Here is a 15618-nt window from a genome sequence, read left to right as displayed (position 1 = left end):
TCGTGTTTGCCCCAACTCGCTCCCTCGACCTCACCATCGTCGATTTTTTCTCATGTGTTTGCCCAGGCGGCGATGTGCGTGCTGTCGATCACGACGAACTCACCGGCGTGATCGTGATCAGCGAGTAAGTCGCCATACATCGATTGGAGGCAGTCACGGAGTTCATCGGGGTGAAGGTCGTCAAAGGCACGCCAGAGCGACGTCCCGTCCGGGACGTCCTCTGGCTCGTAGTCGAGAGCTTCCCGGAAGGAGTGATTCCGTCGGAGACGGCGTTCGAGGGCGTCGAAGGAGTCGCCCTCGAACTGCCGGAGGACCAGAGCGGCGGCTCGTTCGGGCGGGATCGACTGAATCTTTGAGACAGCAACCGAGAGAAACGTCGCGAGAAGTTCGTCGCGGTAGAGGTAGTCCTCTTCGTCGGTATCATCTGGACTGACGTCGGTTGGCTGATCAGTTTCGCGTTGGCTCAGCTGGGCGTCCCGCAGGGACGGCCAGCTGTGGACGTAGACCGTCATGTTCCAGTGTTCGACAGCGTGGATCTCCTGTTGGTCGCGAGGTTCCGGAGCGCTCGGTAGCAGCGTCGATCGAGGAGGTCGTTTGCTTCGGGGGCAGTGATCCCAGAAGGTCACTGGAACGCGAGATGCTTGAGCGTGGCTTTGGTGGTTTCCTTGCGGTGGAAGACAGCGACGCCGTCATCCACCTCGAGTCGCCAGAAGCCGTCATGGGTGGCACGATGGCCAACAACGTGTTTGCTAGCGACGTACTGACCGTTGTGGTTCAGGGAGGTGTAGAAGGTGTTTGTCGAGGCGATTTGGTCGATATACCACGCCGGCACGTCGGTGCCGACGCGGAACTTGTCTTTGGAGGCGACCTCATCGTGGGCTCGAAGGAACTGACGAACGGTGGCCTTATGCGAAGCGGCGGCGTTCTTACTGGTGTCGGATCGTTGTATGTACATACCATCGATCCGGCTCCTAATCTAGTTAAAGAGACTATTCTAGCTCGTAGTGATATCTCTTGGACTCCTTTGTCTAGTTAAAGTGCCTATTTCAGACGATAATGACTGATTTGTGAGACTCCGGAGATTATTTTAAAGTTATATAGTCTTATATGAAAAGCACTTATTACTAATTAGTTAGTATTTTGAAATAAGTTATGGTAGAACAATCCAGAAGAAAGGTCCTGGAAACGGCATCAGGCAGTCTCGTTGCAGGTGCGCTGTTGCCGAAGGTTTCAGGCGCGAGTCAAAGCGACGAACGACTGACGCAGGAGGAGTACGAGCAAGTATTAACGAAGGCAAAACGACAACCCGACGAGAGCGGTTTTGAGGCGTTCCAACAGGTGATTAGTGACTCTGATGTCAGTGCCACAGGGATGGTGTTCTCCGCTACGCTTCCCAAAAAGAAAGAGGAGGACTCGAACATCGGTATCGAGATACACCGTAAATATAGGATGGACGGACTCTGTTGAAATGATTTATCGTTGACATTCAGAAGAGCCACTCTTCCCACCGAGTTCCGCGGATCCGATGCGAAACTAGCTTCTGAACAAATCGCAAGACGACAAGAGGATTTCAACAGAGTCGATGGACGTAAAGTTCTATCTGTACGGTCCCAATCTACTTTGCCCAGCTTCCGATGAGGCGACTACCCTTGGAAGCGCCACCGACAGTCCAAATTCGTTGGATGTCTATTTCTTCTTCGAGCATGACCCGCCAATCTGGAGTATAGGAGGGCAAATGCCGAATGATATTATACGCTGAACAGGCGCAATACCACGGCCTGAAGGCCGTGGATACGCGCCGTCACTCCGTGACTCATTCCACAGTCCCCGACAGGGCTGGATATTCTATTGTTCTTAATCCAAACTTTTACAATTTGAGCGAGTATAAGTGATTATAGAGGCGTTCCACGAATGCTGGAAGTCCACCGCACCCACCGAGCGAAAATCCGCAACCACTCACAGGTAGCGGACTCGCTCGACCGGCATGGCTGGAGTGTCAGCAAACTCTGGAACGTCGCCAACTACCACTCCCGAGAAGTCTGGGAGGAGACGGGCAAAATTCCGGACCATAAGGAATTGAAAGACGAGTTGAAAGGTCACGACAAGTACAAGGGACTGCACAGTCAGTCCAGTCAGCGGGTTCTGGAGGAACTCGCTGAAGCCTTCCACTCGTGGTACTCCAGTGACGATGACAGGGACAATCCGCCCGGCTACCGCAAAGAAAACTACTACGACTCGCAAGGCCGTCGCGTCCACGAAGAACACCCACGCAGCACGGTCACGTGGAAACAGAACGGCATCCGTCACGACACCAAGAATAACCGAGTTCGACTCTCGAAAGGGGCGAACCACAAGGAACACCCTCGAGCATGGGAATACATCCTTGTCGAGTACGAGACACGACCTGGAGTCACGGTCGAGAACCTGCAACAAGTCCGCGCCGTCTACGACCAGCAGAACGAGCGGTGGGAACTCCACCTCGTCTGCAAAGACGAAATCGAGACACCCAACGCTCCCGGCGAGGAGACAGCAGGCATTGACCTTGGTATCAGCAACTTCGCCGCTGTCGCATACAGCACAAACGAAGCCGACCTGTACCCCGGCAACCGCCTAAAGCAAGACGGGTACTACTTCCTGAAAGAAATCGCTAACTGTGACGACAGCGGTGGTGAACGGGCCGCCCGCTTGCACCACAAGTGGTCAGAACGCCGTACTCACTTCTTCCACAGTCTCGCCAAACACATCATCCAACGATGCGTGGAGAACGGCGTTTGCCGCATCAACGTCGGGGACTTGGAGGGGGTTCGAGAGGACGAACACGGCGAGTCGAAAAACTGGGGTAAGCACGGCAACCTCGACCTACACGGGTGGCATTCGATCGCTTCACCAAGATTCTCACGTACAAGGCGAAGGTCGAGGGTATCGAAGTCGTAGAAGTGTCTGAACGGGACACGAGTAAGACGTGTTGGATTTGCGGTAGGGAAGACGATAGTCAGCGTGTTCAACGCGGCTTGTACGTGTGCGAGGCGTGTGACGCGGCGTTCAACGCTGACGTGAACGGGGCTGAGAACATCCGTCTCAACATCAACGACGAAAGTAACTCCGAGTCTGCACCCAGTTTGGGTGGAGATAGGAGTACCGGCTGGTTGGCACAGCCCGAAGTCTACCTTCATAGCCTCTCCTGCGGATTCCAACCGCAGACAGAGGTGGTGGACTGCAAACACTAATATCCCAACCGCGGTCGGGATTCCTCCGCCTTCAGGCGGAGGAGGATGTCAATACTATCTCGTTCGCCAACCGAAACTGGTACATCCCGACGGACCCTCGCCTTGACACCAGTTCTAGGGTTTCACGCAAGAAAGAAGACCCGAACGGCATGGTATTCGAGTACGAGGATTATAAGTGGGGAACAACGAGGAGTTCGCTCAGGTGCAGGTCAAACCAGATGAGGACGATGTTGATCCAGACGCCCGCCAGGTGTTCGGAACGTACACCCATCATTGGAGCAAGATCGAAGTTGAGAGTGTGAGTATTTCCTCTAGCGGAAGCGTGAGGGTTGACGTCCACGACACCGAGAAGCAGTGGTACCTTCATAACGATTTTGAAAGCGTGCAACAGGCTAATGAACTGATAGTGATCAATCCTGTCGTTGTCCCTCCGTGATTTGGGACCGGCCGAGGACTGAATACCTATGAACGAAACTCATAATGGTCAATGGGCTCTATCTATGAACACATCCGGGACAAGGCAACTACAGCGCTGACCGATCGGTCTATCGGATGGTCCACAGAAACCAATGACGGTTACTGATACCACTTTCAGGCCAGCCCTCGATTATCCTTTGAGTGAGAGTTCGATGCATATAACAATCATCGGAGCTGGTGAAGTCGGACGAACGATCGCTGCAACGCTCGCAGACCTTCACGAGGTAGTTGTTATTGATTGTGATGAGCAGGTCGCCGAGGAACTCACGTACGCGCATGATGTACTCGCTATTCACGGAGACGGTCGAGATATTGAAATACTACGAGAGGCCAAAATCAACCGAGCGGATCTCGTAATCGCGTGTACCGACGATGACGACGTCAATACCGTTATCTGTGCGACCGTAACGATGATCACTAATGCGTTCACGGTTGCCCGAGTGAGACACCGAACGCTCTTCGAAACGTGGAACAATCATCCGGGTGCGTTCGGTGTCGACTTCATGATCTGTACGGACTCGTTGACGTCCGAAGCAGTGTTTCGAATTTCTGGACTCCCTGCTGCACAAGAGGTTGATACGTTCGCGAACGGTCTCGTCCGAATGGCTACATTCGAAACCGACCCAGAGAGTCCGTTTGTCAATCAAACCGTGCGCGAGATTGATCTGGATAAATCGGTAACGGTTGCGGCGATCTTTCGCGACGACGAGTTAGTACTTCCAACTGGTGAAACAGTAATACAGTCCACCGATCGAATCGTGGTTATCGGAAGCGCAAGCGGCGTTACGAACGTTGCAAATCGTATTTCGGTGTCATCGCGAAGTCCGACTGACGAGGTCGTTATCGCCGGTGCGAGCGAGATTGGCTTACAAATAGCCCGACTGTTCGAAGAGCACGGCTATCACCCCCGAGTAATCGAACAGGATCCTGATCGCGCCCGAAACGCGGCCGAAGCACTCTCACGTACGACAGTACTTGAAGGAGACCCCGCAGACATCGGATTTCTGGAACGCGAACGCATCGAAGATGCTGATCTCGTCATCACTGCATTGCCGGACGACGAACGGAACTTACTCGTATCGTTAGTAGCCCGTCAGCTCGGGGTCAGCGAAACCGTCGCTATCGTCGAGAACATTGAGTACACCGAATTATTCGAGACCGTCGGCGCCAATGTGACCGTGAATCCGCGCGAAGAAACCGCCGAAGAGATCATTCGATTCACTCGACTTGTCCCTACTGAAAAGATCGTACTGCTTGACCACGATAGTGCGGAAGTGATCGAAATCGTAGTTACAGAAGAAAGTATTCTCGCAGGTCGTGAAATCAGGGATTCTACGGCGAGTCTTCCGGATGGAGTTATTATTGGAGCGATCGCTCGAACTGGTGAACTCGTGACGCCTCGAGGAACGACCGTAATCAGACCGGAGGATCACGTCATTCTGTTCGTAGATACGGACGCACTCGACGAGATCACCAAAGTTATCTAACGCGAGATCAGCACGACTTATAAGCTGCAACAACTAGTAGGAAGATATGGCAGATCTCAACCGGATTGCGAAGCGAATACACCATATTAGTCCCGAACCCGTCGAGCTTACGCTCAACGAAGGAACGACGGCCGTATTTCATATTACTGGGGCCGAATTCTTTCAGCAGGAATTTCAGGCAGAGGGTGTTCGCGAGGACGATGATGCGGACTACCGCTTCATCACAAGTACGGATAACGAATCAATTCTGGTCGGACGAAAGGGCGTAGACGAGTCGGGGTGGACGATAGTTGGAACGGTAGCTGAAGTCAACAGGGGCAGATCGTAACCGCTTGTTCGCTAAGTATCGTGTAGCTCCGTTTGTTACGCGTTGTTTATCCAATGTGTAGTGAGATACCCATTCTAGTCGGTCCCTCCCCCAGACCTAGCTGCTGTCAGCACTGTTGACGATGGTCGGCGATTCTCTTAGAACGCACTGCTCACGTTCGATAGTATATAATAGTCCTGTTCTTCCGAATAATGATGATGACGCGCCGTGTAGTTTTGCAGTTGCACGCGATAGATTACATTCATACGCGTGTAATGGCTCTGTTGAAATCCTTTAGCGTTGATATTCAGAAGAGCCACTCTTCCCACCGGTTCCGCGGATACGATGCGAAACTAGCTCCTGAGCAAATCGCAAGACAGCAAGAGGGTTTCAACAGAGACCGTGTAATGAGACTTCGCAATCTCGTTCCCAAATAGGTATTACATATAAGAATACAGTATAATAGGATTATCCGGCGATACTTGTTACAGATCTGATAACTTAGCGATAATCGTCCAAGTACGAATCTCTGATTTCGGTCTCGAGGTCGTTAACGTATTTCGTCAGTATCTCCGGCAACTCAGTAGTGTACCGTTCGTCCATGAACACGGGTGGCATAACGTAGTTACTGTGAACCCAGCCGAAGTCGTCTACTTCGGAGAGTACGCAGGATATTCAACGATCAGACAGGCACGTATATGTGACATTGCCATATGATCAAGTACGAATCTCATGATATGATGCGCCCACTCGAGGTTCACCCGCGCGCGGACGATGCTGACACTCGTACTGAATTGGCCGCAAGGCGTCGACCACGAATAGACGAAGGAGTGATAAGAGTGTCTCCCACCGTCGTCTACGGCACCGAACCAGCCAGCACAGATCCGGGGTTGCGAAGATACCCGTCATCAGCGAACGAGATGGCGGAACCGGGGCACTCTCGTCCTGCTCACTTCTGATTCCAGATCGTTGTGAGCTCACCGACGATTTCCGGATTTCTGAGAGTGTCACTGTCCGTGGGCGGTCGATCGTTGACGATGCGCTCGAGGAGTTGGTACATCGTTTTCCCGGAGTAGGTTTCAGGTAACTCAGGTGTGAATATGATACTTTTTGGCCGTGCAAACTCACCGACGTGTTCAGCGACCGCATCCGCAACCGCGTCCCGGATGGTGGTCCGATTCTGCTGTCCCTGTGCAAGCGTCGCGAAGACGCAGGTCCCGGTCTCGCCGGCGGTACGCTCAGCGATGGCAGCGGCTTCAGTAACACCGCCAACGGTCGTTATTGCAGCCTCGAGTTCGGCCGTTCCGATGCGACGGTTTCCGATTGTAATAACGTCGTCGTCGCGACCGATGATCGTCACGTACCCGTCGTCGTCGACGATGGCACGGTCGCCAGTGAAGTACCGCCAGGAATCCGCCCGTGGGTCCGAAAACGCCTGCCAGTATTCTGCGAGAACCCAGTACTGGTCTCCCTCGAGCGGAGCGAGCATCGACGGCCAGGGTCGGTTGATCGTCAGATAGCCGGGTTCGCCCGGCGGGAGTTCACGGCCGTCTTCGTCGACGATCTGAATGTCAATTCCGGATAGCGGTGGGCCAACCGAACCTGGCTTTAACTCGTCGATTCCAGGACGGACCGAGATGAGGATGCACCCGGTTTCGGTCTGCCACCACGTATTGACGATCGGACATCGTTCTCCGCCGACGTGGGTGTAGTACCACTCCCAAGTATCCGGGCCAATCGGTTCGCCAACGGTACCGAGCAGTTGCAGCGACGAAAGGTCGTGAGCCGTGGGAAACGACTCGCCCCACTTTATGAACGTCCGGATTACTCCTGGCGTCGTATAGAAGATTTCCACACCGTTCTGTTCGATCACCTCCCACGGACGGTGGCGATCTGGATAGCGGAGACTTCCCTCCGCGAGGACGACCGTTGCACCCGAGAGCAGTGGCCCGTAGACGACGTAAGAGTGACCGGTAATCCACCCAACATCGGCCGTACACCAGATCGTGGTCCCCGGCGTGAGTTCGAATACGGTCTGGGCCGTCCAAGCAACACCTGTGAGGTAGCCCCCGGTTGCGTGAGTCATCCGCTGCGGCTCGCCAGTCGTTCCTGACGTGTGGATGTGAAAGAGGGGGTCAGTCGCCTCCCGCGGCACTGGAGGCACGTTTGCATCGGCGTACGTCTCGACGAGGTCATCGTAATCGTACTGGTCCTCGCCGAGGTGTATGCCGTGACTTGCACCGAGTCGATCGACGATGATAGTGGGGAGAGATTCCTCAATCGATGCCAACGCTGTATCGGCTTTCCGTTTCTGATCGATCACGGTCTCCTCACGAAAGCTACCGTCGCATGTGACGAGCGCGCGTGAGTCAACACGTTGTATCCGTTCAGCGAGCGCATTGGGGGCGAACCCCCCGAAGACGACGTTATGGAGCGCGCCGATACGAGCACAGGCGAGCATCGTGATCGGTAACTCGGGGAGTTTCGGCAGGTAGATCGTGACGACATCGTCTTCTTCGACACCGAACTCGCGGAGCGCGGCTGCGACAGCTGACACCTCATGATAGAGGTCGTAGTACGTATAGGTTCGACGCTCGCCGCGTTTCCCTTCCCACCGCAGTGCGACCTGATTCTTCCGCTCCTCGAGATGACGATCAATACAGTTTTCCGCGGCGTTCAAGCGCCCACCAACGAACCATCGGTAGAACGGTGCATTTTCCTCGTCGACGATGCGGTCATAGGGCTCGCTCCACTTGAGCAACGATGCGGCAGCGTCCCAGCACGCCGGCCACTCGCGATCGGAGCAGTTTCCATTGGCTGGTTCCGTCGTAGTTCCGTCGCGACCGAACGCTTGCGGAGTCCGGCGACGAACCGTTCGGTTCTCAAGGGATGGATACGCCAGTCTTTCTTCGATCATAGATTCGTCTCTTCGACGCCCATCCTCCTGTAGATTCTGCTTATTATCATTGACGATGTTGTGATTTGAAAATCGAGACAGATGTTTGTCAGTCACCTCTGGAAGGGTTCGGGTGCCGAGCTAATGAGGTCGTACTTATGTCTATTTTCAAGAGCCACAACAGTACCTCTGCCGGCGAAATTGCCGCTTCTCGTCAGGTAGTGTTCGTAGTCTTCCTTCATCGACTCCCGTTCCCGCTTGAGGCGTTCAGACTCGGGTTTCTTCCTGGATTTCGTGAAACTGAGGGTATCAGATAGACCAGTGTCGGGACCTCACGTTCTCTGTTGGGATGTCGGACAATGTCTTCCGGACCCCTAATCTGGACTGGTTCGTCGATCGCTTTTTCGAGTGCGAGCCACAGGTTGGTATCATCGGCGACATCTACGAATCCGCCGACGTCAACGACCACGTCGCCGCTGCTCGCGAGAACAAGGGTCGCTACCAAAAGCCGGACTCATCATCGTCCCGAAATCTCATGTCGTGATAGACGCGCTCCCAGATGATGTGATCCTCGGATATTCGCAGGTGTACGCCGACCACCTGGCGAACGAATTCTTTGACCCAACTGTTTGGAGAGGGCAACGCGTCCATATCCTCGATAGGAGTCCGCCCAAGCAACTCGACGCCATTCGACAGCTGACCTGTCCGACGCTCACGGACGAGTCACCAGCCGACATCTCGGAATCGATTGGAACGGACTACATCGTAGCGTACAGTTCGGTGAGTTCTGGATTGCCGGCGGCTGGGACGACAGCGGTCGCGACGTCAACCACGTCACCGTCCGAAAGACCGCGCACCACAGAGTCCTGCAAATCTCGGGCAGGCCACCTGCACCGAGTTCAGGGCTAATATTTGGCGAACCTGCCGAGATCCCTTCGTTGCCGAATACGATACCGGAACGATCTGCGGATGCTGCAGCTACGAATGCTATTTTTACTCGTCACCGGAACAACCACGAGGAGATCGCCGTCGAACAGAGTAACTATTTTCCGCCGACGTGGGCGTAGTGACTAATCCACCCAGCGTGAAGCTAGGAGCCGTCGCGCAGAATCCATTTAGCGAGCGATCGACTACACGGCAATGGACGAGTCGCTTTCGGCCCAGATACAGTCTCACATCTACCGGTGAAGCAGGCCGAGTGCCTCGGGGCTTGACCTCGAGGTATTTCACCCAATGGTTCCACTCGTGATCAATAGAAGAGTAATTCCAGCTACTAACACCAGTGATAACCATCCGAAGAATATCATTGCAGATTGCCGGCCTGTGAGATGCTCACCGTTAAGCATTTCGTCAAGCTCCATATACAGTATCACCCATTAGATCGAGATAAATCATTTGGTCTGGCCCGTTCTCTAATTCGATCACGATTCCTTCGACTTGATTTTCCGGACATTCTTGAGGGGTTCGCTAGTCGAACTGCCTTCGTAGAACATTATTTACATTGACACTCGTTCGTCTATGGGACGATCTGGCTGCCGTGTTTTTGTGTTGTTATCACATGTAGGTTGATGATCTCGTTCACCTTCACATCGACCAACAGCGTCACTTTGAACTGCTGAATCGTAAGTTCAGTTCGTTGTGTAGTGTTTTGATGCGTGACTTCGGTTGAACCCTGACGGATCAACTCCACTTGTCGGACGTAACGTCCTGTGGGAGTCAATATGACACGCCAGACAGCCATATCAAGCCGATTGAACGCCTTACAGAGTGTTGATGTCGCAGGAAGCTTAGGTAATCCAAGAACTCAACGAATACGTGGAATCCCGATTAACTCGTCAGAGCGTGTCATAGAATAGTTCTCAGGAGGCGTTGTTCACGGTTTCGCCCTTGAGCAAAACCCATGACTGACGAAATTCATAGGATTACACGCGAATTGGAAGCTGTATAATCGCCAAGTTGAGGGTATGAGACGTATTCTATGACACGCTATGTCAATCAGTCCACGGTAGGTCGTGTTCTTCCGAACTTTGAGACACAGAAGGACAACGGCTGCGGGAGCGTATAGCGGTGTTTTGAGAACTTCAATGAGTCCCGAGAGACGACTCGGCGTGCTAGGTGGATCGCCTTTTCAGTAAAACGGAGAATCCGCGATTTCGGGAGGGTCTTCATCTCATGGAATTACAGAACGAACATGTAACTCACTGTGGATTTCAACAGAGGCGTATGAATCAGACTGATCGCAATGGGTCGTAATCAAAGTATCGGTCACCTACAGAATAGAGGTATAGACGCTGTATCGAAACCCTACTATTGATTTGTTTATTAGTACAGTATAATAGGATCACTCCCGCTTCGCATTCGGTTCTACTCCGATCCCATTACAATCGTACTGGTGTAATACACCTGTTCGCGTAAATTGTTACAAACCCCTCAACTCAGTACTATACTGATAGTAGACCTAACTGTTAGTTAAAGAAACGGTTCAAGAAGCGCTTAAATATAAGAATTCATTTATATAGAGAGTTATATTATCCTCATCGAGGGAACGACGGGCAGATTCCATATTACCGGAGCTAAGTTCTTTCAGCAGGGATTTCAGGCGGGGGAGGGGACCCGTGAGGACAATAATGCGGACTGTCGATTCATCACGAGTACAGATAACGAATTGATTTTGGTCGGACAAAAGGACGTAGACGAACCAGAGTGGACAATGATCGGAGCGGTAGCTGAAATCATCAAGGGCGGATCGTAACGGTCTGTTCGCTAGGTATAGAACGCAACATTCACGCCCTATAGTATATAAAATCCGAATATACTGAATGATATTGACGATGTATTATGAAATTTCGCAATTGTATTCAGTATATTACACACATACGAATGTAATGTATGTCAGTCATCTCGCTCCGAAAATAGGATATATAATGGTACAGTATACTCGGATCATTCATCGAACTCGTAAGCGGTTTGATTATTTAACGATAATCATCCAAGTATGAATCTCTGATTTCGGTCTCAAGGTCATCAACGCATTCCGTCAGTAACTCTGGCAGTTCAGTAGTGTATCGCTCATCCGTGAATCGATACTTCGGTCCAATGATAGCGATCGCACCGAGAACGCTCCCATCGGGACCTGTCACGCGCCGCCCAACTTCTCTGAGACTGTCGACGTACTCTTCATCGGCGAATGCAACGCCTCGTTTGCGAATCCCCTCAAGTTCCTGTAAGAGGGCGTCCCGGTCTGTGATGGTGTGTTCTGTCTGTCTGGGGAGTCCCCAGTCGTCTAATACTGCTTTGACGCGTTCGTCAGATAATTCAGCAAGGATCGCTTTGCCGGTTGCAACGCTGTGAAGATAGTAGTAGATCCCGGCGGGGCTAGGTGCAGTAGAAATATGTCGTTCCTTAGATGGAAAGTGACTGTCCGGATGAAAGGATTCATGGACGAGAATGCCGCGATTATCATTCTCGACAACGAATTCGACCTCTTCGTCGATTTGGTCGGAAAGTTCTGTTACAGTCTGCTTCGCCAGCGTGTACGCCTTCTTGCGTGAGCGGGCATACTCGCCATGGTTAAGGAACCGTAGCCCGATATGATATACTGCACCCTCCTTCGTGAGATATCCTTCTTTGAGAAGGGTTTGGAGATGGAGGTGGATCGTACTTCTCGAAATCTCTAATTCATTGGTTAATTCATCGAGTGTCGCGCCGCCTAATTTCTGAACCGTGTCAATCACATCTAAAGACCGTTCCGTAGTTTTCGCTGTCTTCTGAGTCATATCTGTCTGTATTGGCTGAAATTATATAATAGTTTTCCCAAATCAGACTATTAAGTTTGGTAAGTGTCACCTTTCTTGGCTATCCTATACAGAGAACGTTAGCGAAACTGCTCTCGTAAGATACGGTGTCAGTGGTCGGGTTTTTCGGCTGGAGCAATCATGTCTTCGATCCTGAGGATGAGGATGTTATTCGTATCGTCCTTACCGTCGACGCGTCCACCAATGACGAGCTTCGAGAGAGGGGTTGGTCCGACGGTGATTGGATCGTCCTCATCGACGTCATTAATCGTTCCCTGCAGGTGAATCTCCGCACGACAGAGTTCTGGATGATGGATGCTCGAGAGGTTAATTCCATCGACAATAACGTCTTCGACGAGATCCCCCTCGTGCTTGAGGGCGACAGAGACTGGGTCGTCCAACTGCTGGATATCGAGTGTTTCGTAGGCCGAAGCGGTCGGTTTGTAGCCGCCTTTCGGACCGGGAACGCCCTCTACCAGTTGGAGTGCTTTGAGGCTCTGCATCTGGTTGCGGATTGTCCCTGGGTTCCGGTCAACTTGTTCGGCGATGTCTTCGCCCTTGATGGCACCCTCAGACTCTTTGTAGAGGTTTGTTAGTGCGCGGAGAACCTTCTTCTGGCTCGGAGTGAGTTCGATGGACTGCATAGTGAGTTATTCGTTTTTATATGCCTTAAGCCCAGCGGGTGAATCCTTTCGGAAGTACAATTAGTGTATGATAAATAGTACGAGCCATCCCCGTCGAAACTGCGGTCCTGGATGATGATCGGAATTTCGTACCCGTCCCCAGGCACTCCGAGCTTCCGTACGCAGTCGCTTGCAGGCACCGCGAACGTAGACCAAAGGAGAATCCTTGATCAGGCTTGAATGAGCCAATCTGGTTAAGGAGATAATGATAATATATATACTCCTGTGGAATTGAGATAGATCTGTGAGTTGGAAATGAGTTTGGAAACGCAAACTAATAGCGAAGGAGAGAGGGAATCAGACGATCCAGACAACTCGGCATTAGCGACAGCGCTTCACCAAGTTGAGAACGCGTCCAAGTATGTAAACGTTGACAAAGGAGTGATAGAACGGCTCAAAGAGTCGACTCGGGTTGTTCAAGTTACCGTCCCACTCGAGCGCGATGACGGCACGGTCGAGACATATACTGGCTACCGCGCCCAGCACGATGACGTTCGAGGCCCCTATAAGGGCGGGATCCGTTACCATCCCGATGTCTCATCCAAGGAGTCACAAGGGCTCGCTATGTGGATGACTTGGAAGTGTGCCGTCATGGACTTACCGTTCGGGGGTGCAAAGGGAGGTATCGTCGTCGATCCGGATGATCTTTCAGAGGGTGAAATGGAACGGCTAACTCGTCGATTTACTGAAGAGTTGCGCGACGTTATTGGACCGACGAAGGATATCGCTGCACCGGACATGGGGACAAACTCGCAGACGATGGCCTGGATGATGGACGCTTACAGTATGCAACAAGGGGAAACTATTCCCGGTGTTGTTACCGGAAAGCCACCCGTTGTTGGCGGAAGCAAGGGTCGCAAGGAGGCGCCCGGGCGGTCCGTAGCGATTATTACGCGCGAGTTTATCAACTATCAGAATCGCGATCTCGAAGAAACAACTATCGCGATTCAGGGATACGGCTCCGTTGGAGCCAACGCAGCCAGGACGCTCGACGACTGGGGTGCTGACATTGTTAGCGTTTCCGACATAAAAGGCGCAATTTACGATCCCAGCGGTCTCGATACCCATGCCGTCCCCTCTTATAGTGAGGAACCCAACGCCGTGACGACCCACGATGCACCCACGCTGCTCAGTGCCGATGAGATCTTCAAGCTCGATGTCGACGTACTCATTCCGGCTGCTATTGGTGGTGTCCTTACAAAAGACAACGCAGATGACGTTCAGGCAGACATCATCGTGGAGGGGGCTAATGGGCCGACTACGACCGGTGCCGATGAGATCTTTGAAGAACACGATATCCCGGTTCTCCCCGATATTCTTGCAAACGCCGGTGGCGTTACCGTCTCCTATTTTGAGTGGCTCCAGGATATTAACCGTCGTGAATGGTCACTTGAACGCGTCCATAATGAACTTGAAAGTCAAATGCTCTCCTCGTGGGAAGATGTCTACACCACTTACGAGACCAAGGACGTAACATGGCGTGAAGCCGCATACGTGGTTGCACTCGAGCGCATCGGGAAAGCAAAATCGACTCGTGGACTCTGGCCGTAGTACTCGTCCTGACCAATCACCTCGGAATTGTCTGAATTGGCTCTGTTGATATCCTTGGAGGGTTACAGATTCAGTCGATAGAAGGTTTCTCACACCGTGATAATCGTGCTTCCCGGATTGTCTCCGCGTTCGTCGTTGGTGATAGCGACGACGAGGCGAAGGCACAGGCAAGGTACACTTGCGCTCGTGCGTGGACGCGGCCTCGGGCGAACACATGCCCGAGGCCGCAGACCTTCACTGGTTCGTTAGTTCGTTCGACTCTAGTACGGCGGTTGTATGTCTCATCCAACGTGGACTGTTTCAGCTGTACGTCCTCGCTGTGTTGTTCGATGCGGTCTTCGACCCTGTACTCGATATCTTTCGGGTCGTCGGTGTTTCGCGCGTTGTACGGTGCGACTGGCACGACCCCTGTGGCCAGCAGGTGGTCGTGCCAGTCGAACGTGTCGTAAGCGCTGTCACCGACCATCCAGATTGGTTTCTCAACGGCGAGCGCGTCACGTGTGACGCGCATCGCCGTCTCTTCCGGTACTTGTTTGCTCTCAGTGAACCCGGCTGCAATCGGGATCTTTTGCCCGGTCGAGACGATCGTGCAGCCGTAGCCATGGTAGTATTCGTCCTCGGTTGGATCGTAGCACTTGTAGGCGTCTTGATCGGCAGGCATCGCCCTCACATCGGTTGAATCGATGCAGTAGGTCAAGTCGGTCGAAGACTTCGTCAACAACCTGTTCGAGGTCGGTGAGAAAGCGATCGACCGCATCTCTCGACGCCGGTCGATCGAACCCACAGCTCAGCCAGACAACCGTGTTCCGAAGCTCTCGTTCAACGGGACGAATGCCGTAGATGTCCTTGTAGTAGCAGTGAAGAAAGCCACGTATCAACTCTGGTGGTTCGTGGTCTCGTGTTCGCTCTGTCTCCGCCGGGGCGAACACGTCGAACTCTTCAAGAAAATCGAAGGAGAGGTACTCGAACAGCGCTATCGTCTCGGTCTCCACGACATTGAAGAACGAGTCTACCGAAGGATCATCTTGCAGGGTCGCTGAACTCATCCACCTCAGCGTTCACCCTGCTCTTTGGTGTGCTACTCGTTCTATGACACCCTCCATTGATCCAATATTAGTCCAGAGGAGGATAACTATTTTGAGTAAACCACTAGATCATCAATTCATAATTCCGTTTGTATCGGCGTATACAGGTCG

At 52.6% G+C, this 15618-nt stretch carries 12 protein-coding genes and 5 pseudogenes; 7 read left to right on the top strand and 10 right to left on the bottom strand.

The annotated features are described in order from the left end of the window. Positions 1–50: 50 nt before the first annotated feature. Positions 51–512 carry a transposase gene (locus NATPE_RS22975; protein WP_049897226.1) on the bottom strand — a complete coding sequence of 154 codons (462 nt, stop codon included), beginning with the start codon at positions 510–512 and terminating at the stop codon, positions 51–53. 110 nt (positions 513–622) lie between these two features. Further along, positions 623–955: a hypothetical protein gene (locus NATPE_RS22970; protein WP_006182257.1), complete on the bottom strand. Its 333-nt coding sequence runs from the start codon at positions 953–955 to the stop codon at positions 623–625. 197 nt (positions 956–1152) lie between these two features. On the opposite strand from NATPE_RS22970, the gene NATPE_RS08630 reads away from it, so the two are divergent. The 5 genes and pseudogenes from NATPE_RS08630 (at position 1153) to NATPE_RS08610 (ending at position 5519) form a co-directional block, all read left to right on the top strand. Next, positions 1153–1467, top strand: coding sequence for a hypothetical protein (locus NATPE_RS08630; RefSeq protein WP_006182256.1), 315 nt, complete (start codon positions 1153–1155; stop codon positions 1465–1467). Positions 1468–1911: 444 nt separating this feature from the next. Then, positions 1912–3227: pseudogene (locus NATPE_RS08625) on the top strand (RNA-guided endonuclease InsQ/TnpB family protein). 175 nt (positions 3228–3402) lie between these two features. After that, on the top strand, positions 3403–3663 hold the full coding sequence (locus tag NATPE_RS08620; RefSeq protein ID WP_006182255.1) for a hypothetical protein: 261 nt from the start codon (positions 3403–3405) through the stop codon (positions 3661–3663). A gap of 193 nt (positions 3664–3856) precedes the next feature. After that, complete coding sequence (gene trkA, locus NATPE_RS08615; protein WP_006182254.1) at positions 3857–5191, top strand: Trk system potassium transporter TrkA; 1335 nt, start codon at positions 3857–3859, stop codon at positions 5189–5191. 46 nt (positions 5192–5237) lie between these two features. Then, entirely contained in the window at positions 5238–5519 is a 282-nt protein-coding gene (locus NATPE_RS08610; protein ID WP_006182253.1) for a hypothetical protein, read from the top strand. 928 nt (positions 5520–6447) lie between these two features. Here the strand turns inward: NATPE_RS08610 and NATPE_RS08605 are convergent. Both NATPE_RS08605 and NATPE_RS23245 read right to left on the bottom strand, forming a co-directional pair. After that, positions 6448–8415 (bottom strand): acetate--CoA ligase, encoded by a 1968-nt coding sequence (locus NATPE_RS08605; RefSeq protein ID WP_006182252.1) that lies wholly within the window; start codon positions 8413–8415, stop codon positions 6448–6450. A 92-nt stretch (positions 8416–8507) separates the two neighbouring features. Beyond that, the gene (locus tag NATPE_RS23245) at positions 8508–8636 is read right to left on the bottom strand and encodes a hypothetical protein (protein ID WP_275040178.1); all 129 of its coding nucleotides are present in this window, start codon (positions 8634–8636) and stop codon (positions 8508–8510) included. Between NATPE_RS23245 and NATPE_RS08600 the strand changes: the two are divergent. Next, positions 8616–9461, top strand: a pseudogene (locus tag NATPE_RS08600) (DUF6610 family protein). The gene NATPE_RS23245 and the pseudogene NATPE_RS08600 overlap by 21 nt on opposite strands. A gap of 159 nt (positions 9462–9620) precedes the next feature. Here NATPE_RS08600 and NATPE_RS23240 read toward each other — a convergent pair. From NATPE_RS23240 to NATPE_RS08585, 5 genes and pseudogenes are all read right to left on the bottom strand, one after another. Beyond that, on the bottom strand, positions 9621–9755 hold the full coding sequence (locus NATPE_RS23240) for a hypothetical protein (protein ID WP_275040176.1): 135 nt from the start codon (positions 9753–9755) through the stop codon (positions 9621–9623). A gap of 158 nt (positions 9756–9913) precedes the next feature. Next, positions 9914–10231: pseudogene (locus NATPE_RS08595) on the bottom strand (IS5/IS1182 family transposase); the annotation flags it as partial. A gap of 156 nt (positions 10232–10387) precedes the next feature. Beyond that, positions 10388–10563, bottom strand: a pseudogene (locus tag NATPE_RS22670) (IS5 family transposase); the annotation flags it as partial. 806 nt (positions 10564–11369) lie between these two features. Beyond that, the gene (locus tag NATPE_RS08590; protein WP_006182250.1) at positions 11370–12170 is read right to left on the bottom strand and encodes an IclR family transcriptional regulator; all 801 of its coding nucleotides are present in this window, start codon (positions 12168–12170) and stop codon (positions 11370–11372) included. Positions 12171–12298: 128 nt separating this feature from the next. After that, positions 12299–12832, bottom strand: coding sequence for an Rrf2 family transcriptional regulator (locus tag NATPE_RS08585; RefSeq protein WP_006182249.1), 534 nt, complete (start codon positions 12830–12832; stop codon positions 12299–12301). Positions 12833–13126: 294 nt separating this feature from the next. Here NATPE_RS08585 and gdhB point away from each other — a divergent pair, with 294 nt between their 5' ends. After that, positions 13127–14422 carry a glutamate dehydrogenase GdhB gene (gdhB, locus tag NATPE_RS08580; RefSeq protein ID WP_006182248.1) on the top strand — a complete coding sequence of 432 codons (1296 nt, stop codon included), beginning with the start codon at positions 13127–13129 and terminating at the stop codon, positions 14420–14422. Positions 14423–14511: 89 nt separating this feature from the next. Here the strand turns inward: gdhB and NATPE_RS08575 are convergent. After that, positions 14512–15468: pseudogene (locus NATPE_RS08575) on the bottom strand (transposase). Positions 15469–15618 lie beyond the last annotated feature (150 nt).

The organism is Natrinema pellirubrum DSM 15624, from assembly GCF_000230735.2.
Lineage (GTDB): Archaea > Halobacteriota > Halobacteria > Halobacteriales > Natrialbaceae > Natrinema > Natrinema pellirubrum.
This window is presented reverse-complemented; position numbering and strand designations above follow the sequence as displayed.